General features: G+C 69.9%; 20 protein-coding genes and 1 pseudogene. 20 read left to right on the plus strand and 1 reads right to left on the minus strand.

What is annotated here, in order from left to right:
* Positions 1 to 930 precede the first annotated feature (930 nt).
* The 7 genes and pseudogenes from ABZ803_RS33190 to recN all read left to right on the plus strand — a co-directional run.
* A pseudogene (locus ABZ803_RS33190) lies at positions 931 to 1812 on the plus strand (hypothetical protein); the annotation flags it as partial.
* 353 nt (positions 1813 to 2165) lie between these two features.
* Positions 2166 to 2327, plus strand: coding sequence for a hypothetical protein (locus tag ABZ803_RS33195; protein ID WP_357045467.1), 162 nt, complete (start codon positions 2166 to 2168; stop codon positions 2325 to 2327).
* A gap of 229 nt (positions 2328 to 2556) precedes the next feature.
* Positions 2557 to 3447: an HAD-IIA family hydrolase gene (locus ABZ803_RS33200; RefSeq protein WP_357045469.1), complete on the plus strand. Its 891-nt coding sequence runs from the start codon at positions 2557 to 2559 to the stop codon at positions 3445 to 3447.
* A gap of 13 nt (positions 3448 to 3460) precedes the next feature.
* A complete protein-coding gene (locus ABZ803_RS33205; RefSeq protein WP_357045471.1) occupies positions 3461 to 3760 on the plus strand; it encodes a hypothetical protein in 300 nt (99 codons plus the stop codon).
* Between the two features lies 1 nt (position 3761).
* Positions 3762 to 4583, plus strand: a complete 822-nt coding sequence (locus tag ABZ803_RS33210; protein ID WP_357045473.1) for a TlyA family RNA methyltransferase — start codon at positions 3762 to 3764, stop codon at positions 4581 to 4583.
* Positions 4580 to 5539: an NAD kinase gene (locus tag ABZ803_RS33215; protein ID WP_357045474.1), complete on the plus strand. Its 960-nt coding sequence runs from the start codon at positions 4580 to 4582 to the stop codon at positions 5537 to 5539. Before ABZ803_RS33210 ends, ABZ803_RS33215 begins: the two co-directional genes overlap by 4 nt.
* Complete coding sequence (recN, locus tag ABZ803_RS33220) at positions 5517 to 7301, plus strand: DNA repair protein RecN (protein WP_357045476.1); 1785 nt, start codon at positions 5517 to 5519, stop codon at positions 7299 to 7301. The genes ABZ803_RS33215 and recN overlap by 23 nt, the downstream gene beginning before the upstream one ends.
* A 9-nt stretch (positions 7302 to 7310) precedes the next feature.
* On the opposite strand, the gene ABZ803_RS33225 is transcribed toward recN, so the two are convergent.
* Complete coding sequence (locus ABZ803_RS33225; protein WP_040866165.1) at positions 7311 to 7730, minus strand: SRPBCC family protein; 420 nt, start codon at positions 7728 to 7730, stop codon at positions 7311 to 7313.
* Positions 7731 to 8271: 541 nt separating this feature from the next.
* Here ABZ803_RS33225 and ABZ803_RS33230 point away from each other — a divergent pair.
* From ABZ803_RS33230 to der, 13 genes are all read left to right on the plus strand, one after another.
* A complete protein-coding gene (locus ABZ803_RS33230) occupies positions 8272 to 8610 on the plus strand; it encodes a hypothetical protein (protein WP_357045478.1) in 339 nt (112 codons plus the stop codon).
* A gap of 3 nt (positions 8611 to 8613) precedes the next feature.
* The gene (locus ABZ803_RS33235; RefSeq protein ID WP_357045480.1) at positions 8614 to 9159 is read left to right on the plus strand and encodes a hypothetical protein; all 546 of its coding nucleotides are present in this window, start codon (positions 8614 to 8616) and stop codon (positions 9157 to 9159) included.
* Between the two features lie 339 nt (positions 9160 to 9498).
* The gene (gene steA, locus ABZ803_RS33240) at positions 9499 to 10713 is read left to right on the plus strand and encodes a putative cytokinetic ring protein SteA (protein ID WP_357045482.1); all 1215 of its coding nucleotides are present in this window, start codon (positions 9499 to 9501) and stop codon (positions 10711 to 10713) included.
* 8 nt (positions 10714 to 10721) lie between these two features.
* A complete protein-coding gene (locus ABZ803_RS33245; protein ID WP_357045484.1) occupies positions 10722 to 11666 on the plus strand; it encodes a copper transporter in 945 nt (314 codons plus the stop codon).
* Between the two features lie 156 nt (positions 11667 to 11822).
* A complete protein-coding gene (locus tag ABZ803_RS33250; protein ID WP_357045486.1) occupies positions 11823 to 13544 on the plus strand; it encodes a CTP synthase in 1722 nt (573 codons plus the stop codon).
* 4 nt (positions 13545 to 13548) lie between these two features.
* Positions 13549 to 14208: an NUDIX hydrolase gene (locus ABZ803_RS33255; protein ID WP_062977095.1), complete on the plus strand. Its 660-nt coding sequence runs from the start codon at positions 13549 to 13551 to the stop codon at positions 14206 to 14208.
* A 6-nt stretch (positions 14209 to 14214) separates the two neighbouring features.
* Positions 14215 to 15159, plus strand: a complete 945-nt coding sequence (gene xerD / locus ABZ803_RS33260; protein WP_357045488.1) for a site-specific tyrosine recombinase XerD — start codon at positions 14215 to 14217, stop codon at positions 15157 to 15159.
* Between the two features lie 412 nt (positions 15160 to 15571).
* Complete coding sequence (locus tag ABZ803_RS33265; protein WP_245548908.1) at positions 15572 to 16546, plus strand: ParA family protein; 975 nt, start codon at positions 15572 to 15574, stop codon at positions 16544 to 16546.
* A gap of 686 nt (positions 16547 to 17232) precedes the next feature.
* A complete protein-coding gene (locus ABZ803_RS33270) occupies positions 17233 to 18039 on the plus strand; it encodes a segregation/condensation protein A (protein ID WP_040866193.1) in 807 nt (268 codons plus the stop codon).
* Between the two features lie 46 nt (positions 18040 to 18085).
* Positions 18086 to 18742, plus strand: coding sequence for an SMC-Scp complex subunit ScpB (gene scpB, locus ABZ803_RS33275; RefSeq protein WP_357045491.1), 657 nt, complete (start codon positions 18086 to 18088; stop codon positions 18740 to 18742).
* Between the two features lie 9 nt (positions 18743 to 18751).
* Positions 18752 to 19831, plus strand: a complete 1080-nt coding sequence (locus tag ABZ803_RS33280) for a pseudouridine synthase (protein ID WP_357045493.1) — start codon at positions 18752 to 18754, stop codon at positions 19829 to 19831.
* Between the two features lie 65 nt (positions 19832 to 19896).
* On the plus strand, positions 19897 to 20574 hold the full coding sequence (cmk, locus tag ABZ803_RS33285; protein ID WP_357045577.1) for a (d)CMP kinase: 678 nt from the start codon (positions 19897 to 19899) through the stop codon (positions 20572 to 20574).
* A complete protein-coding gene (gene der / locus ABZ803_RS33290; RefSeq protein ID WP_063053696.1) occupies positions 20571 to 21986 on the plus strand; it encodes a ribosome biogenesis GTPase Der in 1416 nt (471 codons plus the stop codon). The genes cmk and der overlap by 4 nt, the downstream gene beginning before the upstream one ends.
* The last annotated feature ends 110 nt before the right edge of the window (positions 21987 to 22096 follow it).

Genomic DNA, 22096 nt, shown 5'->3' on the forward strand with positions numbered 1-22096 from the left:
CCATTCCGAACCCGGAAGCTAAGCCTGCCAGCGCCGATGGTACTGCACTCGACAGGGTGTGGGAGAGTAGGACACCGCCGGAACATCCTTCACGATAGGGGACCCAGAATCTGGGTCCCCTATCGGCGTTTGAGCACCAATGCGGTGCTCCGGCGAACTTGCCGTACCCCGCGCCCCACGACGGGTACGTGATTGAATTCGTGGGATACAGACTTTCGCGATACCAAGAAAGGGAGCACCGTGCCGGAACAAAATGACGATCGGAAGCCCTTCCGGCGCGGCGCTCCCGACTCCGGGTCCGGCCGGCGAGATGACAACCAGCAGGATGCGAGCCGTCGCGGCGGCGGGTTCAACCGTCGCGGTGACGCGGGGGAACGCGGAGGCTTCGGTCGCCGCGGTGACTCGGGTGGCTCCGGCTCCCGCGACAATACGTCCGACCGAGGCGGTTACCAGCGACGCGAGAATTCCGGTGGGTTCAACCGCCGGGGCGATACTGGCGGTTCTGGCCAGCGCGGCGGTTCGGGTGAGCGCGGCGGGTTCAAGCGTCCGGACTCCGGCGACCGGAGTGGAGACACTGGTGGCTTCCGTCGCGGCGGCGACGCACCCACGCGCGGTGGTTTCCAGCGGCGGGACGAGTCCGCGGATCGTGGCGGTTCCACAAGCCGAGGCGGATCGGGCGATCGGGGCGGATTCAAGCGCTCCGAGGGCTCCGGTGAACGCGGCGGCTTCAAACGCCGGAGTGATTCCGGAGAGCGGCGCGACGATTCGCGGGGCGGATTCCGCCCCGGCGGCGAATCCGGCGCGCGCGGCGGATCCGATCGTGGTGGATTCCCTCGTCGCCGGGACGATTTCGGTGATCGAGGCGATGCCCGTCGCGATGAACCGGGCGATCGTGGCGGGTTCAAGCGTCGGGGCGATTCCGGCGAGCGCGGTGACGCGGGTCGGCGTGGCGCGTCCGGATTCCAGCGCCGTGATGATGATCGACGTGGCCAGGGATCGGATCGCCCCGGGCAGCGCGGGGGCGCGGATCGCGGGGATCGGACACCGCGCGACGACTCTGCACCGGATCGCCGCCGTGGCGGCGAAGGCGCCCATGTCGGTGGGGGCCGTTCCCTCGACCGTCGTCCGCCGCGGCCGGAGGAACCCGATCTGCCGGACGAGGTGCAGGCAGCCGATCTCGATTCCGCCGTGCGGCGAGACCTGCTCAGTTTGGACAAGGGGAACGCGGAGACGGTCGCCCGGCACTTGGTGATGGCGGTGCGCCTGGTCGACGACGATCCCGGCCTCGCTCTCGCCCATGCCAGGGCCGCGCGGCAGCGGGCCGGGCGGATCGCGGTCGTCCGCGAGACCGCGGGAGTGGTGGCCTACCATGCCGGCGAATGGGCGGAGGCTTTGTCGGAGCTGCGCACGGCGCGCCGGATGTCCGGTGGTTCCGGGCTGCTGGCCGTCATGGCCGACTGCGAGCGTGGTTTGGGCCGTCCCGAACGCGCTATCGAGCTCGGTCGCAGCGAGGAGGCGCGTGCCCTGCGCGGTGACGATGCCACCGAACTGCGTATGGTCGTCGCGGGCGCGCGAATGGACCTCGGCCAGTACGACCAAGCCGTCGTGACCTTGCAGACCTCGGATCTCGACCCGTCCAGGACCGGCTCCGCCGCGGCCCGCCTCTTCTACGCCTACGCCGACGCCCTCGTCGCCGCGGGTCGCACCGACGAGGGCCTCACTTGGTTCCTCAACGCCGCCTCGGCCGACCTCGACGGTGACACGGACGCCGAGGAACGCGCCGCCGAACTCACAGGTGACAGCGACATCTGAACCTGTCGCCGGTTGCCGCGCCCTAGGGGGTGGCTGGCTCCCGACGGTGACTCGGACGCCGAAGAGAACGCGCCGCCGAACTGTCGGGTGACAGCGGCATCTGAACCTGTCGCCGATCGCGGTTGCCGCGCCTCGGGGGTGGCTGGCTCCCGAGACGGTGACTCGGACGCCGGAACGCGCCGCCTAACTGACGGGTGACAGAGATCCGAACCTGTCGCCGCTCGCGGTTGCCGCGCCTTGCGGGTGGCTGGCCTCCGAGGACGTTGCCCGCGCCCGGTGCCAGGCGCGCGGAGGGGTTCGGGACGTGGCCGGGGGCCTGCGCCTGCGCGAATTTCGCCGCGGTCGTGGGCCACGTGGCGAGCGAGCGTCAGCAGAATCGGGAAGTGCTCGGCATGATCGGACGGGGCCGGGTCGACGCCGCTGAGCACGATGTGCGCGATCGTGCCGCCGAATCCGACGAGCTTGCGGCGCGCACCAAGGTCGTGGTCGCGACGGTCGGCCCGTACCTGCGCTAAGGGTGGGTCGATCGGATCATCGGGGTGGCCGCGATATGAAACTCGAGATCTGCGGATCTGTGCTGGCGCGCTTGGGATCCGGTGCGGCCGGAGTGGCTGACGCCACGTCTGTCCGGCTCGCGCGTCGGCGTAGTGTCGAGTGTCTCGGATCTGCCGAGCGGATGGGCTGCCGGAGGGCCCGGCGGTGATGGGTCGGCGCGGCCGATCGGTGACACGGAGTGAGAGTGGTGTGAAGCGACTACGAGATCGCTACCGAGCCCTGCTGCTCGACCTGGACGGCACGCTGTATCGCGGGCACGAGGTGATCGAGGGAGCGCCGGAGGCACTCGCCGCGGATGGGCAGGCGGGCCGGCGATTGGTGTACGTCACGAACAACGCCAGCCGTGGACCACAGGTCGTGGCCGCGCATCTGTCCGAACTCGGCTTCGCCGCGACCGCCGACGACGTGGTGACCAGCGCACAGGCGGCGGCGCGGTTGCTGGCCGAGCGGCTCGACCGTGGCGCGCCGGTCCTGGTCGTCGGCACCGACGACTTGGCCGCCGAGGTCGAGGGTGTCGGGTTGCGGCCGATCCGGCGCTCCGACGGCGACGCGCCCGCCGCTGTGGTGCAAGGACATTCACCGCACACCGCGTGGCCGGACCTCGCCGAAGCCGCCTACGCCCTGCGCACGGACGCACTGTGGGTCGCGGCGAACACCGACCGGACGTTGCCGAACGAACGCGGTCTCGCACCCGGCAACGGTGCGATGGTCGCCGCGCTGCGCGCCGCCTCCGATCGGGAGCCGATCGTCGCGGGCAAGCCGTACGCGCCCCTGCTGGAGGACGCGCTCGTCCGGGCCGGTTCCCGTTCCGCCCTGGTGGTGGGCGACCGGCTGGACACCGATATCGAGGGCGCCAACCGGGTCGGCCTCGACTCGTTGCTGGTGCTCACCGGTGTCAGCACAATCGATGAACTGCGCAAGGCCCCGGACCTGCAGATCCCGACCTATGTCGCCGACTCGCTCGACGCCCTCAACCACGCGGCCGTCGCCGCCGAGCCGGAAGCCGACCTCGGCGAGATGCTGCGGCGGAACCCGGGACGAGCTGTGACGGTCCGCGCGTCCGATTCGGAAATCCGATAGCGTTGACGCCACGATGACTAGTCCTATACCTCGTCCGAACGGTCCCGGCTCCGCCGGTGCGCAAGGTCCCCGCCCCGGGGTCCCGCTGCCCGGTCAGCATCTGCCGGGTACGCAAGGCCGTCCGGAGCCTGCCGACCCGGATCGAATTCGCGGCGAGGTCGACAGCCTGCTCGCCGAACTCGACCGCCCCGGCCGGTCTGCGCCGGCGACCGACAGCGCCGAGGCGGGCGTCGACATCACCCGCCGGGCTCGCATCCTGGAGCAGGCACATGACGTGCTGGTGCAGGCCCTGGCCACGGTGGACAAGATCTGAGGTGGCCAGGCGCGCACGGGTGGACGCGGAACTGGTTCGCCGCGGATTGGCGCGATCGCGAGAACACGCGGTCGAGCTGATCGGCGCGGGCCGCGTCCTGATAGCTGGAACGGTCGCGGTCAAAGCGGCGACCGCGGTGGAGGCGGGCACGCCGCTGGTGGTCCGCGAGGAGCCCGACGAGGTGTCCTGGGCCTCGCGCGGCGCGCACAAACTGCTCGGCGCGCTGGAGCGGTTCGAGCCGGACGGGTTGTCGGTGGCGGGCAAGCGCTGCCTGGACGCGGGCGCCTCCACCGGCGGTTTCACCGACGTCCTACTGGCCGGGCGAGCACGGGAGGTCGTCGCGGTCGACGTCGGCTACGGCCAGCTGGTGTGGCGCCTGCGCACCGACGAGCGGGTCCGGGTGTTCGACCGGACCAACGTGCGCAACCTGTCGCCCGAAACCATCGGCGGCACGGTCGAAGTGGTCGTGAGCGACCTGTCCTTCATTTCCCTGAGCCTGGTGCTGCCCGCGCTGGCCGCCTGCGCGGCGCCAGGCGCCGATCTGCTGCCCATGGTGAAACCACAGTTCGAGGTCGGCAAGGAACGGGTCGGCTCCGGCGGCGTGGTGCGTGATCCCGCGCTGCGCGCCGACGCGGTGCGCACGGTGGCGGCCGCGGCCGCGGAGCTGGGCATGCGCACCGCCGGCGTTGTGGCGAGCCCGTTGCCGGGCCCGTCGGGCAATGTCGAATACTTCTTGTGGCTGCGCAACGACGGGCCGTTCGAATACGACGCCGAACAGGTCGCCGCGCTGGTCGAGCGTGCGGTTGAGGAGGGTCCACAGTGAACGCGCCGGCCCAACCCTGCGGCAGGGAGATCTTGCTGGTCTCCCACCCCGGCCGCGCGGAGATCATCGAGACCGCCCACCGGGTGGCGAAGATCTTCGCGGACGCGGGTATCTGCCTGCGCGTGCTCGCCGACGAGGCGGACAGCACGCGCTTCGCCGCCGAGCCGGGCGGCTACCCCGTTCGCGTGGTCGCGCACAGCCCGGACGCGGCGGTCGGCTGCGAGATGGTGCTCGTGCTCGGTGGCGACGGAACGTTCCTGCGCGCGGCCGAACTGGCGCGCCCGGCGGGGGTGCCGGTGCTGGGAATCAACCTCGGACGCATCGGGTTTCTCACCGAAGCCGAGGCCGAGAACCTGGACGAGGCGCTCGCCCAGGTGGTGCGTCACGATTACACCATCGAGCATCGGATGACCATCGATGTCACCGTCCGGGTCGAGGACGAAGTGGTCGAGAGCGGTTGGGCGCTGAACGAGGCGAGCATCGAAAACGCCTCGCGCATGGGCGTACTGGAAGTGGTGCTGGAAGTCGACGGCCGCCCGGTGTCGTCGTTCGGCTGTGACGGCATCCTTGTTTCGACGCCGACCGGGTCGACCGCCTATGCCTTCTCCGCGGGCGGTCCGGTGGTGTGGCCGGAACTCGAAGCCTTGCTGGTGATTCCGAGCAATGCCCATGCCCTGTTCGCGCGGCCGCTGGTGACCAGCCCGGATTCGCGTATCGCGGTCGAGTCTGTGGCGACCGGACACGATGCGATAGTTTTCCTGGACGGCAGGCGCACGCTCGCACTCCCCAGCGGTGGCCGGGTCGAGGCGGTTCGCGGCGCTCGACCGGTGCGCTGGGTGCGGCTGGACTCCGCACCGTTCGCCGACCGGATGGTGCGCAAGTTCCAATTGCCCGTGACAGGCTGGCGTGGCCGACGGCGAACGGAGAGCACACGTGCTGACAGAGATCAGGATTGACGGGCTTGGCGTCATTTCCACCGCGACCGCGCAGTTCCATGCGGGACTGACCTGCCTGACCGGTGAGACCGGCGCGGGCAAGACCATGGTGGTGACCAGCCTTCATCTGCTCAGCGGTGCCCGCGCGGACGCGGGCCGGGTCCGGCTCGGCGCCTCCCGCGCGGTGGTGGAGGGCCGGTTCACCATCGACGACGTCAACGACGCCGCGCGCGCCGAGGTCGCGCGGGTGCTGGAAGCGGCCGCGGCCGAGCAGGACGACGACGGCAGCGTCATCGCGATCCGCACGGTCGGCAGCGATGGGCGCTCCCGCGCGCATCTCGGTGGCCGCGGCGTCCCCGCCTCGGTGCTCGCCGATTTCACCGCGCCTGTGCTGACCGTGCACGGCCAGAACGATCAGCTGCGTTTGCAGCGCCCCGACCAGCAGTTGTCGGCGCTGGACCAGTTCGCGGGCGACGCCGTGGGCGCTCTGCTGCGCAAATACCAGGTGCTGCGCCGATCATGGCTCGACGCCCGCACCGAGCTGCTCGAACGAACTGCGCGCAGCAGGGAATTGGCCCTCGAGGCCGAGCGGCTCGAGCACTCGTTGAAGGAAATCGACGCCATCGCGCCCGAACCCGGCGAAGACGTGCGCATCGTCGACGAGGTGCGCAGGCTGAGCGATCTGGATTCGCTGCGGGAGGCGGCGGCCACCGCGCACGACGCGCTGGCCGGACCTGCCGAAGCGCCCGAAGACGGTTCCGGCGCCCTGGAAGCGCTCGGCGCCGCACGCGCCCGCATCGAAGCCGCCGACGACCCGGCGCTGGTCGCGCTCGCGCCGCGCCTGGCCGAGGCCATCGCCGTGGTGGTGGATGTGACGACCGACCTGAGCGGATATCTTTCGGACCTGCCGTCCGATCCGGGAGCGCTGGATTCACTGCTCACCAGGCAGGCCGAATTGAAGTCGCTGACCCGCAAGTACGCACCCGACATCGACGGTGTGCTGGCCTGGGCGGAGGAGGCGCGCACCCGGCTCGGCTCGCTCGACGTATCCGAGGAGGCGCTGGGCAAACTGGCCGCCGAAGTGGACACCGCCGCCGAACGGGTGCGGGAGGCGGCGAAGAAGCTGAGCGCGGCGCGGAGCAAAGCGGCGGGGAAGCTGGCGGCCGCGGTGAGCGCCGAATTAGGCGGCCTGGCGATGGGCAAGGCGCGTCTGGAGGTCGAGGTGCGGCCGTTGCTCGCGGGAGCCCAGGACTCGGCGCCGCTCACCGTCGACGGCCGGGAATTACATGCCGGCGCAACGGGCACCGATGAGGCCGAGTTCCGGCTGGCGGCGCATTCGGGTGCGCAGTCGTTGCCGTTGAGCAAGAGTGCGTCGGGTGGTGAACTGTCGCGCGTGATGCTGGCGCTGGAAGTGGTGCTCGCCGGTTCCGATCACGGAGCGACCATGGTGTTCGACGAGGTCGACGCAGGCGTCGGCGGGCGAGCCGCGGTGGAGATCGGCCGCAGGCTGGCCCGGCTGGCGCGCACTCACCAGGTCATCGTGGTGACGCATCTGCCGCAGGTCGCGGCGTTCGCCGACACCCATCTCGTGGTCGACAAATCCGACGACGGCAAGGGCGCCGTCAACAGTGGCGTCCGGGCGCTCACCAATGACGAGCGGGTGGTCGAGCTGGCGCGCATGCTGGCCGGTCTCGACGACACCGAGACCGGCCGCGCGCACGCGGAGGAACTGCTGGCGACGGCACGCGCCGAGAAGGCGGGCGCCGAGGTGGCCGCGCGCTGAGCGCGCCGGTCAGCGCACCGCCTTCTGCGCACCCTTGATGAACGTGCCGATCAGGTTCTTGAGGCCGAATTCCAGCACCTTGGCGGGCACCGGCAGCGACGGGTCCGATTCCATGGTGTAGGAGACCAGGGTGCCGTTGTCGGCGTCGGCGAAGGTGACGATGCCGACGTGCCGCTTCACCGGCGCGCCCTTGACGATCTTGTACTCCATCCGCTCACCGGGCACGAGGTTGGTGATCTCCTCGGTGACGCCGACCGGGCCGAGGCCGATCAGGTGCTGCGCGCCGACGCCTTCTCGCTCGGTCAGGCCGGGCTTGACCAGCTTGACCTGGACCGGGATGTAGGGGCTGATGCTCTCGCGGTCGGCGAAGAGCCGGTACACGACCTCGCGCGGGGCGGCGATGACGGCGTCGACGGTGGTGCTGGCCATGAGATCTCCTCTTCCAGTTACGTGTGACCGGCAGCATATAGCTACTGCGGGCGCGGCTCGGTGATCGTGTCGTCCGCATCACAATCGGCGGCGAGCCGCCCGCGTGGTCGGCTCTACCGAGCCGGTGCGGCGGAGGCGCCGGAGCCGAGGTCGGTGTGAGGTAGCGGCGTGCGTCACGGAAACGGTATGTCGAACTACGGATGGCGTCCGTGAAACGACGGGTGATAGTGCGGTGCTCGTTGTCGGCTGCGATTGAGAGTGTACGCGCCCGGGGGTGGTTCGATTCGGCAAACAGGGTCTCGATCAAGGCATTTCGAATTCAACCTCTGCGTCGCACCCGATTGATGTCCGCAATGTCCGATTTCTGATCTACTATGGAACTCAGTAGATGAACGGCGGATGAATTCCGTCGGATAGCGGGAAGCACCGAGGCGAAGGGGCCATCATGTGCAGCGTTCTCCCAGCAAGGATCAGGACGGGCGAAGCGCGGCGCTCCGGACTGGTGTCCGGGCGCGGCCGGAAATCATCGAAGAGGGCGTTCGTGCTGATCGTCGCCGGTCTCGCCGCGGGGACGGTGGCCGCGGCGGGCGGGGCGGCCGCCGAGTCGTTGTCCGGCTCCGACCACTCCGGTCGCTCGGATTCGCACGGCGACTCTACGGGGTGGCACGCGATCGACCCGTTCGGATATCAACACTCCGATCCGAATCCACTGCGGCAGAACGAACATCAGCATGCGCTGCGCGAGTATCACCGGCGGAGCAAGCCCCGTCCGGACGAGAGCAGTGCCGGAAACGGTGCCGGGGAATCGGCGTGGACGCGCACGCAGCGGCCGGACGGCAATGGCTGGACCGTGTGCCGCCCGCAGGCGAAGTGGTGCTGATCGATGATCGAGACGGGAGTTGTCGGCGGCTGCGCCGAAACGCGGGGATGGAAACTCGTTCAGCTGCTGGTGATCGGCGCCGTGGCTTCGGCCGGATCGGTGTTCGGCTCCGCTACGGCCGCGGCGACCGGGGGCAACATGGGTGCGGACTGCCTGTGGGCGGGCGCCGCCCATAGGCAAGGGAGCTCGATCGCCGCCGGTGGTTGGAGCTTCCGGTGCGGCACGGACGAGCGGGGCGCGCCGTACTGGTTGCGCGGTGCGGTCGTGCGCGAGCCGAGCACGGTGCCCAATCCGGGCGCGGCGCAGCGTCCGACCGGCCGGTTCAGCGCGGGAGCCCGGCAGCCGGGAACGGCGTATAACGACTATTGCGTGGGGAGCCAGCTCGTCGAAGGCGCCGAGGATGTCTACCAGGTGGTCACCCATCGAGACGGCACCCTGTCCTGGAAGGCCGTCGCTCCGATCGAGCAGTGGCGCTTCGACCCGGGCGCGACCGGTCCGGCGAAGTCGTGGCGCTCGGCAAGTCTCTGCGACGAGGGCAATCTGACCTGATCCGGTCCGCTTGTCGCTATGGGTAGCGCTGGATTCGCTGTCTGCTGGAGGGGAGGGTTTATGCACGTCAAAGTGGATTGGCAAAATATTCGCGCCTTGATTGCTGACTCTGGTGTTTCTTCGGGGGTCAGGTCTCATTGCGCATAATTTGGCACATCCGCGGGTGGCGACCGAGGTTTTCAAGGGGATTGATCTGCCCTGAGGGATGTTGGGCGTCTTCCGTGTGGGTGTGAGCGACGGTGCGGATCGGATTGCCAACAGATAACGCAGAGGCCTCATGCGCTCGGTGCGACGGCGCGCCTCCATCAATGGTTGAGAGTTTGCGCTCATCATCGCCTCATGAGGATGCCGGCGCTGTTGTCGCGAAACACCGAAACGCTGCCTGGTCTGATCGGGACAGCCAGGGTCGACCGCAACACCCGGCGGCTGCTCGGCCGGGTCGGACCGGGCGATATCGTCGTTCTCGACGAGATGGACCTCGACCGGATGACCGCCGACCGGCTGGTCGAGGCCCGCGTCGGCGCGGTGATCAACACCTCGCCGTCCATCTCCGGTCGCTACCCGAACCTCGGCCCCGAGGCGCTCGTGGCCCACGGGATCCTGCTGCTGGACACGGTGAGCTCGGATGCGTTCAAGAAGATCAAGGACGGTGTGAAGGTCCGCGTGGTCGAGGGTGTGGTCTACGCCGACAAGCTGATCAAGAAGGAGCCGGAGGTCCTCGTCGAGGGCATCGAACTCACCGAGACCGCCATCGCGGAGCGCATGCTCGAGGCGCGCAACGGCCTGGCCGATCACCTCGAGGCGTTCGCGGGCAACACCATCGAGTTCATCCGCACCGAGAGCGCGCTGCTCATCGACGGGTTCGGCGTTCCCGAGCTGGATCTGGTGATGAAGCACCGGCACGTGGTGGTCGTCGCCGACGGCCCGGAGCACGCCGAGGATCTGCAGCGGCTCAAGCCGTTCATCAAGGAGTACACCCCGATCCTGATCGGTGTCGGCCGTGGCGCCGACACCCTGCGCAGGCGGGGATACCGGCCCGACGTCATCGTGGGCGACCCGGAGGAGATCACCAGCGCCACCATGAAATGCGGCGCCGAGGTGATCCTGCCCGCCGACACCGACGGGCACGCCAAGGGACTCGAACGCATCCAGGACCTGGGCATCGGCGCGACGACCTTCCCCTCCTCGGGTTCGGCCGCAGATCTGGCGCTGCTGCTGGCCGACCATCACGGCGCCGCGCTGATCGTCACCGCGGGGGCGCCCGCCTCGCTCGACGACTTCTTCGACCGCGGTCGGCGCGACAGCAATCCGGCCACCTTCCTCACCCGGCTCAAGGTCGGTACGAAGCTGATGGACGCGCAGGCGGTGGCCACCCTGTACCGCAACCGCGTGTCCGGAGTCGCCGTCGCACTGGTGGTGCTCGCCGCGCTGGTCGCGGTGATCGTCGTGTTGCTGGCGTCCAACAGCGGCGGGGATGTCATGGATTGGGGCGTGGACGCCTGGAACCGCCTCGCGCGATGGGCGCAGGGGCAAGCCGGATCGTTGAACCTCTGAGGAGAACGATGATTTCGCTGCGCCAGCACGCCGTCTCGATCGTCGCGATCTTCCTCGCGCTCGCGATCGGTGTGGTGCTCGGATCCCAGACGCTCGCGGCCGACCTGCTGTCGGCCTTGCGGGCGGACAAGTCCGACCTGCGCCAGCAGGTCGACGTCCTGACCGAGCAGAACCGGCGGCTCGGCGAGCAGGCCGTGGCCGCCGATCGGTTCATCGCCGGATCGTCGGGCCGCATTCTCGGCGGTGCGCTCACCGACCGCAGCGTCGTCGTGTTCACGACCCCGGACGCCGATCCCGCAGACGTCGACGCGGTGACCAAGGCGGTCGAGGTCGCCGGCGCGGGCGTCACCGGCCGGATCGCGCTCACCGAGGCGTTCGTCGACGCCACCGAGGGCGACCGGATGCGCTCGGCCGTCACGAACGTCATCCCGGCCGGGGCGCAGCTGCGGACCGGCGCGGTGGACCAGGGCAGTATGGCCGGTGATCTGCTCGGCCTGGTGCTCCTGCTCGACCCGGCCACCGGGCAAACCCGGAGCACCCCGGAGGAGCTCGGGCTGGTCCTGGAGACTCTGCGCGGCGGCGGCTTCCTCGCCTACGTCGAAACGCCGGTGCGGCCCGCGCAGCTCGCGGTCGTGATCACCGGCAACGGCGTCGCTGCCGCCGAGAACGGCGTGGGCGCCAACAGCGCGCGTTTCGCGGGCGCCCTGCGTGGCCGCGGTGCGGGCGTGGTCCTCGCGGGCCGCGCGGGCGCCGCCGACCAGCAGGGGCCGATCGCCGTGGTCCGCGCCGACGCCGCGCTCGCGGCCCAGGTGAGCACCGTCGACAATGTCGAGCGGGAACTCGGCCGGGTCACGACCGTGCTTGCGCTCGGTGAGCAGCTCAACGGTGGCGCAGGACGCTACGGCACCGGCGCCAAGGCCACCGCGCTCACTCTGGCCGCGGTTCCGGGCTGACCTGGCGCGCGGCCGCCGGCGGACGTCCGGAGGATGCCGGGACGCGACCCGGCTCACACTTCGGCTCCGAGTGCTCTGATCGCCGTTCGGGCGATCGGCGGGCAAACGTGCGTGGCATTCGAACGGACGGGCGGATTCGTGTTACCGTGAAGACCCGTGGGTCAAACACGGATTCAGGCGCGAACGGCCACGAAGCACATCTTCGTCAGCGGTGGTGTCGCCTCCTCATTGGGTAAAGGTCTTACCGCCTCCAGCCTCGGTCAGCTGCTGACGGCGCGTGGGCTGCGCGTCACGATGCAGAAACTCGACCCGTACTTGAACGTCGATCCCGGCACGATGAACCCGTTCCAGCACGGCGAGGTGTTCGTGACCGAGGACGGGGCGGAGACCGATCTGGACGTCGGTCACTACGAGCGTTTCCTCGATCGGGACCTGTCCCGGGACGCGAATGTGACCACCGGGCAAATCTATTCGTCGGTCATCGCCAAGGAGCGCCGCGGCGAGTACCTCGGCGACACGGTGCAGGTGATCCCGCATATCACCGACGAGATCAAGAACCGGATCCTCGCCATGCGCGGCCCGGATCTGCAGGGCCAGACCCCGGACGTGGTGATCACCGAGATCGGCGGCACCGTCGGCGACATCGAGTCGCAGCCGTTCCTGGAGGCCGCCCGCCAGATCCGCCACGACGTCGGACGCGACAACGTCTTCTTCCTGCACGTGTCGCTGGTGCCCTACCTCGCGCCCTCCGGTGAGCTGAAGACCAAGCCGACCCAGCACTCGGTGGCGGCGCTGCGCAATATCGGTATCCAGCCCGACGCGCTGATCCTGCGCTGTGACCGCGAGGTCCCGCAGGCGCTGAAGAGCAAGATCGCCCTGATGTGCGACGTCGAGGTGGACGCGTGCATCTCCACGCCGGACGCGCCGTCGATCTACGACATCCCGCGCGTGCTGCACCGAGAGGGCTTGGACGCCTACGTGGTGCGCAGGCTGGGCCTGCCGTTCCGCGACGTGGACTGGACCGTGTGGGGCGACCTGCTCGACCGCGTGCACTCGCCGCGCGAGACGGTCGAGGTCGCGCTGGTCGGCAAGTACGTCGACCTGCCCGACGCCTACCTCTCGGTCACCGAGGCGCTGCGCGCGGGCGGGTTCGCCTCGCGCGCCAAGGTGAACATCCGCTGGGTGCCCTCCGACGAGTGCGAGACCCCCTCCGGCGCCCAGCACGCCCTGCGTGACGTGGACGCCGTCCTGATTCCCGGCGGCTTCGGCATCCGCGGCATCGAGGGCAAGGTCGGCGCGATCCACTACGCGCGCACCCGCGGCATCCCGCTGCTCGGCTTGTGCCTGGGGTTGCAGTGCGTGGTGATCGAGGCGGCGCGCAGGGTGGGGCTGGCGGAGGCCAACTCGGCCGAGTTCGAGCCGGACACGCCGCATCCGGTCATCTCCACCATGGCCGACCAGGAGCAGGCCGTGGCCGGCGAGGCCGATCTCGGCGGCACCATGCGGCTGGGCGCCTACCCGGCGATCCTGGAGAAGGGCTCGGTCGTCGCCCAGGCCTACGGCAGCGAACAGGTCTCCGAGCGTCATCGCCACCGCTACGAGGTGAACAACGCCTACCGCGACAAGATCGCGCAGAGCGGGTTGAAGTTCAGCGGCACCTCGCCGGACGGGCACCTGGTCGAGTTCGTGGAGCTGCCCGCCGACGCGCATCCGTTCTTCGTCGCCACACAGGCGCACCCGGAGTTGAAGAGCCGCCCCACGCGCCCGCATCCGCTGTTCGCGGCGCTCATCTCGGCGGCGCTGCGATACAAGGCGGCCGAACGGCTCCCGGTGGACATCCCCGGTGAAGAACTGGCGGGTGCGGCGGAACAGGCGTAGCGGCATGACCGACGGGGGCGCTGCCGAGCCGGGCAGCCACGACTTCGAGACAGTTTCCACCGAGACCGTGTACAGCGGCGCGATCCTCGCGTTGCGGCTCGACCAGGTGCGTATGCCGGGCGGCCGGGTCGTCGAGCGGGAGGTGATCGAGCACCACGGCGCCGTCGCCGTGGCCGCGATCGATGACGACGGCAATGTGGTGCTGATCAATCAATATCGCCACCCGATCAGCAGGCGGCTGCTCGAACTGCCCGCCGGTCTGCTCGACGTGCCCGGCGAGGATCCACTGCTCGCGGCCCGCCGCGAGCTGGCCGAAGAAACCGGGTTGGCCGCCAGGGAATGGGCGGTGCTGGTGGACGTGGCGCTCTCGCCCGGGTTCACCGACGAAGCGCTGCGGGTGTACCTGGCGCGCGGACTGTACGAAACCGACCGTCCGGAGCCGGAATTCGAGGAGGCGGATCTGGAAGTGGTCCGCATGCCGGTCGACGCGGCGGTCCGCGCGGCGCTGAGCGGCGAGATCGTCAACGCCACGGCGGTCGCGGGCGTGCTCGCGCTGGCGGCCGCGCGGGCGGGCGGCATCGAGTTGCGGCCGCCGGACGCACCCTGGGACGGTCAGCCCACGACCTTCCTCCGCCGCAAGGCGGCCGCGAAGTCCGGAGACTGACCGGACGTGCTCGGTCGCGAGCTCGACGCCTATCTCGACCATCTCGCCGTCGAGCGCGGCGTCGCGCCCAACACCTTGGGCGCCTACCGGCGTGACCTCGGTCGCTATCTGGATTTCCTGTCCGGACGCGGCATCCGTTCGCTCGACCGGGTCGCCGAGTCCGATGTCGCCGAGTTCACCGTGGCGCTGCGCTCGGGCGATCGAGGGCACCCGCCGCTGGCGGCGAGTTCGGTGGCCCGCGCACTGATCGCGGTGCGCGGCTGGCATCGCTTCGCCGCCGCGGAGGGGCTGACCGACACCGACGTGGCGCACGCGGTGAAGCCGCCCGCGCCGGGGCGCAGGTTGCCCAAGGCGCTGCCCTACGACCAGGTGCTGCGATTGCTGGAGGCGGCGGGCGGTGGCTCGGGAGATCCCGCGGCGGGTGTCGACGGCGGCCCGCGCGGCCTGCGCGACCGCGCGCTGCTGGAAATGCTGTATTCCACCGGCGCCCGCATCTCGGAAACGATCGGATTGGACGTCGACGATCTCGACCTCGGGGAACGTTCGGTCGTGCTGCGCGGCAAGGGCGGGAAACAGCGCCTGGTGCCGATCGGACGGCCCGCCCTCGCCGCCGTGGACGCCTACCTGGTCCGGGGACGGCCCGTGCTGGCCGCGCGGGGAAAGGGCAACGCAGGGGCCCTCTTCCTGAATGCCCGCGGCGCCCGGCTGTCGCGGCAGAGCGCCTGGCAGGTCCTGCACACCGCCGCCGAACGCGCGGGCATCGCGGCGGCGGTCTCGCCGCACACGCTGCGCCACTCCTTCGCCACCCATCTGCTCGATGGTGGCGCCGACGTCAGGGTGGTGCAGGAACTGCTCGGCCACGCCTCCGTGACCACGACCCAGATCTACACCCTGGTCACGGTCAACACCTTGCGCGAAGTCTGGGCGACCGCACACCCCCGCGCCCGGTGAGGTCTTCGCGTTTCGCGGCCGACCATGACGCCAAACGAGTTGCTCGGCAAAGTTTTTCGGGGCAAAGATGGCCTGGTGGTGCTTGCGCCGGGCGTCCTGCACGCCTTCGGCGCCGCCGCCGACGGGCCCGCGAAGTTCCTCGGGTGTGCGCACACCCGGTATCGTCCGCTTCGAATACTTCCGGCGACGCGGCCGGATCGCGCGCGGGGAGGCGGACTGGGACAGCATGATCGAATCGCGCGTTGGCGTTGACCAGCGCCGGACGAACACGCCGCGCGCAGGCGCGGCACTCGAGTGCCGTCAAGCGGTAGCGTCTATCCAGAGCTGGACCGCACGAAAGCGAGGTCGGCCCTGATCGGCCTCGCTACGCTCGGCGAGGCAACGGGCAGGAACGTATAAGGAGCAGCGGATCGTGACGACAGCCGGAGCGGCAGAGCCGCCGATGGGTGCTGGGGCGGAGCCGCTTACGGGCTCGCGACCGGGTCCGTACTCGGACGCCGCGGCGGAAACGCTGTGGGGCCACGGAGTCGAGCCGGTCCCCGAGGACGCGACGCTCGGCCCGACCGGACGACCGTTGCGGCTGGTGCCGGACCCACCGCCGGTCGGCGAGCACGGTGACGCGCTGATCGTGGCCATGTGCAACCAGAAGGGCGGAGTCGGCAAGACCACCTCCACCATCAATCTCGGTGCCGCGCTGGCCGAATACGGCCGCCGGGTGCTGCTCGTCGACTTGGACCCGCAGGGCGCGCTGTCGGCCGGTCTCGGCGTCGCCCACCACGATCTCGACTCGACCGTGCACGACCTGCTCATCGGTTCCAAGGTGTCCATCGATGACGTGCTGATGCAGACGCGGGTCCCGAACATGGACCTGCTGCCGAGCAACATCGACCTCTCCGCCGCGGAGATCCAGCTCGTCAACGAGGTGGGCCGGGAGCAATCGCTGGGCCGCGCGCTGGAGCCGGTGCGCAACCGCTACGACTACATCCTCATCGACTGCCAGCCTTCGCTGGGCCTGCTCACGGTCAACGCCCTGGCCTGCTCGGATGGCGTGATCATCCCGATGGAGTGCGAGTACTTCTCGCTGCGCGGGCTCGCGCTGCTCAACGACACCGTCGAGAAGGTGCGGGACCGGCTGAACCCGCGGTTGAGCCTGTACGGAATAGTGGTCACCATGTTCGACTCTCGACTGCTGCATTCCCGCCAGGTCATGGCGCGCGTCGTCGAGGTGTTCGGTGAGCTGGTGTACGACACCGCCATCGCGCGCACCGTCCGTTTCCCGGACGCCAGTGTCGCGGGTGAGCCCATCACCACATGGGCGCCGAAATCGAGTGGCGCCGAAGCGTATCGGTCGATGGCCCGGGAAGTCATCCACCGATCCGGCCGGTGAGCGGCCGCTCCGACCCCTCGTCTGCGTCCCATCACAACCCGTCCGGCCAGGGGTCTTCCCCGGCCGGATCGACCTCCACACCGGACGACCGCGAGCCCGATGCCGCCGGGCCGGACCCGACCGCTCCGGGGAACGCACCCGCGCTCGGTAACGCGGCAGCCGCGTTCATCGCGGCGGGCCGGGACGCGGCGCCCGCGCGACCGAACCCGGCCGTCGTCGGGGGCGTCGCCGGACCGACCGCTCCGGAACCGGACCGGGACGCCCCACCTTCCCGGGACAGTGCGGACGAACCGGGCACGCAGCGCCCCGAGGCGGTCGCGCAGGAGTTCGCCGAGGCGAACGCCGCCCGGGCCGCCGACGCGGACATGCCGCACTCCGCGCTGGAGCTGGTCGGACCAGGAGCAGAGGCGCCGGTCGGTCCAGAGGCGGACGCACCCCGTCCTGTGGCGGAGGTGTACGGCTCAGACCGGCATCCCGTGCCTGAGGTGTCCCGCTCCGGCCTAGAGGTGTCCGGTTCTGACCGGGGGACGCGCGGTCCGGTGCCTGAGGTGTCCCGCTCCGGTCCAGAAGTGTCCGGCTCCGCGCCCGACGCGCCCGGTGCTGCTTCGGCCACACCCGGCTCCGAGCCGGACGCGCAGCCGGAGAAGGAGGCGCAGGCGGACGAGCAGCGGGGGTCCGGGTTCCATCTGCGGCTGAGCAACTTCGAGGGGCCGTTCGACCTGCTGCTGACCCTGATCAGCTCGCGCAAGCTGGACGTCACCGAGGTGGCGTTGCACAAGGTCACCGACGAGTTCATCGCCTACACCAAGGCCCTGACCGCGAGCATGGCGCGGCAGAACACGTTGCGTGCGGACAAGATCTTGGATCAGACCACCGAATTCCTGGTCGTCGCCGCCACGTTGCTCGATCTGAAGGCGGCGCGGCTGCTGCCGTCCGGGGAGATGACCGACGCCGAGGACCTCGAGCTGCTCGAGGCGCGCGACCTGCTGTTCGCCCGGCTGCTGCAATACCGCGCGTTCAAGCAGGTCGCCGAACTGCTCGGGGAGCTGGAGGCGGCCGCGCTGCGCCGTTATCCGCGCGCTGTCGGCCTGGAGGAGCGCTACGCGGGCCTGCTGCCCGAGGTTAGGCTGGGTGTCGGGGCGGCCGAGTTCGCCGAGATCGCCGCGGCGGCCTTCCGGCCCCGTCCGGTACCCAAGGTCGGGCTCGACCACTTGCACACGCACGCGATTTCGGTGGCCGAGCAGGCGGCACTGGTGCTGGAGCGGCTCAAACAGCGTGGTGCGGGTGCGTGGACCTCCTTCGGCGAGCTGGTCGCGGACTGCGAGCTCCCGGTGCAGATCGTCGCCCGCTTCCTGGCGCTGCTCGAGCTGTATCGCGGCAAGACGATCGAGTTCGACCAGCCCGATCCGCTCGGTCCCTTGGCGGTCAGCTGGATCGGCGACGAGGCCGCGCAACAGACGGACACCGTGACAATCGAGGAGGACTACGGGTGAGCGAGCACAGCGCGCGATCGCGCCCGGATTGCGGCGAGGGGCAGTCGTGAGTGAGGCAGTGGTGGAACTCACCTCCGAGCCGCTGGAGGACGCCGATCTGCGTTCGGCGCTGGAGGCCATGCTGCTGGTCGTCGACGCTCCCGCGCCGGTGGACCAGCTCGCGGCCGCCCTCGGCGACAGCCCGCAGCGGGTCGAGCACACCCTGCGTGCGATGTCCGCCGAGCTGTCGGCGCGGTCCAGCGGGATAGATCTGCGTTTCGTCGGTGACGGCTGGCGCTTCTATACTCGCAGCGAGTACGCGCCGTATGTGGAACGGATGCTGCTCGACGGCTCCCGATCGAAACTGACGCGGGCGGCGTTGGAAACACTGGCGGTGGTGGCATACCGTCAGCCGGTGACCAGGACCAGGGTCAGCGCGGTGCGTGGCGTGAACGTCGACGGGGTGATGCGCACCCTGCTGGCCAGGGGCTTGATCGCCGAGGCAGGCGTCGACCCGGAGACCAACGGAACGCTGTATCGCACCACCGAGCTGTTCCTGGAACGGATCGGGCTCGCTTCGCTGAGCGACCTGCCGCCACTGGCGCCCCTGCTTCCGGGCGTCGACCTGATCGATGAGATCAACGAGAGCCTGGAGACGGACCCCCGTTACACCAGGTCGAGGAAACCCGCCGAGGCCGATTTGGACCTCGGTACCGCAGAGTGACAGGACATCATGAATACGCCCGCTCGCCGAGATGGCACACCGGATCGTAGGAAACGCGGCGCACAGCCCGAACGGGGCGGCGCGAGCCGCAGCTCGGGTTCGCGCGACGCCCGTTCGGCCCAACGGGGCACCAGCGCCCGTGGCGCCCAGCAGGCGGGCGCGGGCCGCGGATCCGCCCAGCGCGGATCGGCGCAGGCCCCGAGCCCGCAGCGACACCCGGCCCCGGCCGGCAAGAAGAAGCCCAAGCCGCAGCGTCAGGTCACAGCGCCGCCGCTGCTGAGCAACGCCAAGCCCGCGCGCCACCAGAACGTGGAGCCCGACGCGTCCGGCGGTCACGCCAAACTCCCCTGGGGCGAGGGGGAGCGGTTGCAGAAGGTCCTCGCCAAGGCGGGCGTCGCGTCGCGGCGGGCCGCCGAGGAGATGATCGCGCAGGGCCGCGTCGAGGTCGACGGCATGATCGTGCGCGAGCAGGGCCTGCGCATCGACCCGCAGCACGCCGTGGTGCGCGTCGACGGCACCCGCGTGGTGGTGCGCGAGGAACTGGTGCACGTCGCGCTGAACAAGCCCAAGGGCTGGCAGTCCACCATGTCCGACGATATGGGGCGCCCCTGCGTCGGTGACATCGTGGCGGAGCGGATCGCCGCTGGTCAGCGCCTGTTCCATGTCGGAAGGCTGGATGCCGACACCGAGGGCCTGCTGCTGCTCACCAACGACGGCGATCTGGCGCACCGGCTCATGCACCCGTCCTTCGAGGTATCGAAGACCTACCTGGCCACGGTGCAGGGTGAGGTGAACAACCGCGCGGTCGGCAAGCGGTTGAAGGAAGGCGTCGAACTGGAGGACGGTCCCGCGAAGGTCGACCGCTTCCAGGTGCTCGAGCTGGGGGAGGGACGTTCCCTGGTGAAGATCGTGTTGCACGAGGGGCGCAAGCACATCGTGCGCCGCCTGCTCGACGCGGTGGGCCATCCGGTCGTCCGGCTGGTCCGCACGAATATCGGCCCGGTCGCGCTCGGCGACCAACGGCCCGGCACGTTGCGGGTGCTCGGGCGCGATGAGATCGGCAAACTCTACGAGGCGGTGTCGTTGTGAACGGTGTGGAGATCCCGGTGCAGGAGCCGGCGCGGCCGGCCGGTACGAGCCCGCTGGTGGTCGCCATGGACGGGCCGTCGGGCACCGGGAAGTCGAGCGTCTCGCGGCGCCTGGCCACCCGCCTCGGCGCCCGCTACCTCGATACCGGCGCGATGTACCGGGTGGCGACGCTGCGCGTGCTGCGCGCGGGCATCGAGCTGACCGACACCGTCGCCATCGCCGCCGCGGTCAAGGAACTGCCGCTGTCCATCGGCACCGATCCCAGCCGCGAGGTGATCGAGCTCGACGGGGAGGACGTGCGCTCGGAGATTCGCGGCGACGCCGTCACCAAGGCCGTGTCCGCGGTGTCCGCCGTGCCCGAGGTGCGTGACCTGCTCGTCGCCATGCAGCGCGACATCACGGCGGCCGCGGGGCGGATCGTGGTGGAGGGCCGCGACATCGGCACGGTCGTGCTGCCCGCCGCGGACGCCAAGATCTATCTGACCGCGTCCGCCGAGGCGCGGGCGCACCGGCGCAATCAGCAGAACATCGCCGAGGGCCGGGGCGACGACTACGCGGCCGTGCTCGCCGACGTGCAGCGCCGTGACACCCTCGACTCGACCCGCAAGGTGTCCCCGCTGCGCCCGGCCGAGGACGCGGTGGGCGTCGACACCAGCGAACTGTCCATGGATGAGGTCATCGACGAGCTGTATCGCGTTGTCGCGCAGCAGGTCTCGGCGTACCGGACCGGAGGTGACCGATGAACGAGGATGTGCTCGCCGGCGACGGCGTCTGGAGCGACGAGGCCGACTGGGAGCTGGCCGAACTCGAGGGCGAATTCGAGGACCGAGCGCACGTCGCGATGCCGACGCTCGCGGTGGTCGGCCGCCCGAACGTGGGCAAATCGACGCTGGTGAACCGGATTCTCGGCCGCCGCGAGGCGGTCGTGGAAGACATTCCCGGCGTGACCCGCGACCGCGTTTCCTACGAGGCGAATTGGGCGGGCCGCCGTTTTCTCGTGCAGGACACCGGTGGCTGGGAGCCCGACGCGAAGGGGCTGCAGCAATCGGTGGCCCGCCAGGCCGAACTGGCCATGCAGACCGCCGACGCGATCCTGCTCGTGGTCGACGCCGTCGTGGGCGCGACCGCGACCGACGAGGCCGCGGTGCGGAAACTGCGCCGCTCCGCCGTCCCGGTCATCCTGGTCGCCAACAAGGTCGACGACCAGCGGGTGGAAGCGGAAGCGGCGGCGCTGTGGTCGCTCGGGCTCGGCGAGCCGCGCATGGTCAGCGCCGCGCACGGCCGCGGCACCGGCGACCTGCTCGATGACGTGCTCGCGGTGCTCCCCGAGACGCCGCGTGAAGGGACCGGCGGTGTCGGCCCGCGTCGTGTTGCGCTGGTCGGCAAGCCGAACGTCGGCAAGTCGAGCCTGCTGAACAAGCTGGCCGGCGACGAGCGTTCGGTGGTGCACGATGTCGCGGGCACCACGGTCGACCCGGTCGACTCCCTCGTCGAGTTGGGCGGCAAGATCTGGAAGTTCATCGATACCGCCGGGTTGCGCCGCAAGGTGAGCAATGCCAGCGGCACCGAGTTCTACGCTTCGCTGCGCACCAAGTCGGCACTGGAGGCGTCGGAGGTGGCGATCATGCTGATCGACGCCTCGCAGCCGATCACCGAGCAGGATCTGCGGGTGATCAGCATGGTCGCCGATTCCGGGCGGGCATTGGTGCTGGCGTTCAACAAGTGGGACCTGGTCGACGAGGATCGCCGTCTGCAACTGGACCGCGAGGTCGACCGCGATCTGGTCCGGGTGCCGTGGGCGCAGCGGGTGAACATCTCCGCGCACACCGGCCGCGCGGTGCAGAAGCTGGTGCCCGCCATGGAGACCGCACTGGAGTCCTGGGACAAGCGCATTTCGACGGGCAGGCTCAACACCTGGCTGAAGGAAGTGATCGCCGCGACCCCGCCTCCGATGCGCGGCGGCAGGCTGCCCCGCGTGCTGTTCGCCACCCAGGCGACCACCCGGCCGCCCACGTTCGTGCTGTTCACCACCGGCTTCCTGGAGGCGGGTTACCGGCGCTTCCTGGAACGCAGGTTGCGCGAGGAGTTCGGCTTCGACGGCTCGCCGGTGCGCATCTCGGTGCGGGTGCGGGAGAAGCGGGATCGCAAGAAGTAGAGAGCAGTCGAGCTAACTATTAGCGATCAATTTCGGCAGCACGCCTCGGGTAAAGTTACCTAATGGGAGACCTTATCTTCTCGGCTCGATGACGATCTGCGCGTAGCAGT

Origin of the sequence: Nocardia sp. NPDC047648 (genome assembly GCF_040642815.1) — a bacterium.
In the GTDB taxonomy this organism is placed as follows: domain Bacteria; phylum Actinomycetota; class Actinomycetes; order Mycobacteriales; family Mycobacteriaceae; genus Nocardia; species Nocardia gamkensis.

Coding starts and splice junctions, on each gene's coding strand:
- ABZ803_RS33205 (WP_357045471.1), top strand. CDS start 3,461: ATGACTAGTCCTATACCTCGTCCGAACGGTCCCGGCTCCGCCGGTGCG.
- ABZ803_RS33225 (WP_040866165.1), bottom strand. CDS start 7,730: ATGGCCAGCACCACCGTCGACGCCGTCATCGCCGCCCCGCGCGAGGTC.
- ABZ803_RS33235 (WP_357045480.1), top strand. CDS start 8,614: ATGATCGAGACGGGAGTTGTCGGCGGCTGCGCCGAAACGCGGGGATGG.
- steA (WP_357045482.1), top strand. CDS start 9,499: ATGAGGATGCCGGCGCTGTTGTCGCGAAACACCGAAACGCTGCCTGGT.
- ABZ803_RS33245 (WP_357045484.1), top strand. CDS start 10,722: ATGATTTCGCTGCGCCAGCACGCCGTCTCGATCGTCGCGATCTTCCTC.
- ABZ803_RS33255 (WP_062977095.1), top strand. CDS start 13,549: ATGACCGACGGGGGCGCTGCCGAGCCGGGCAGCCACGACTTCGAGACA.
- ABZ803_RS33280 (WP_357045493.1), top strand. CDS start 18,752: ATGAATACGCCCGCTCGCCGAGATGGCACACCGGATCGTAGGAAACGC.
- cmk (WP_357045577.1), top strand. CDS start 19,897: ATGGACGGGCCGTCGGGCACCGGGAAGTCGAGCGTCTCGCGGCGCCTG.
- der (WP_063053696.1), top strand. CDS start 20,571: ATGAACGAGGATGTGCTCGCCGGCGACGGCGTCTGGAGCGACGAGGCC.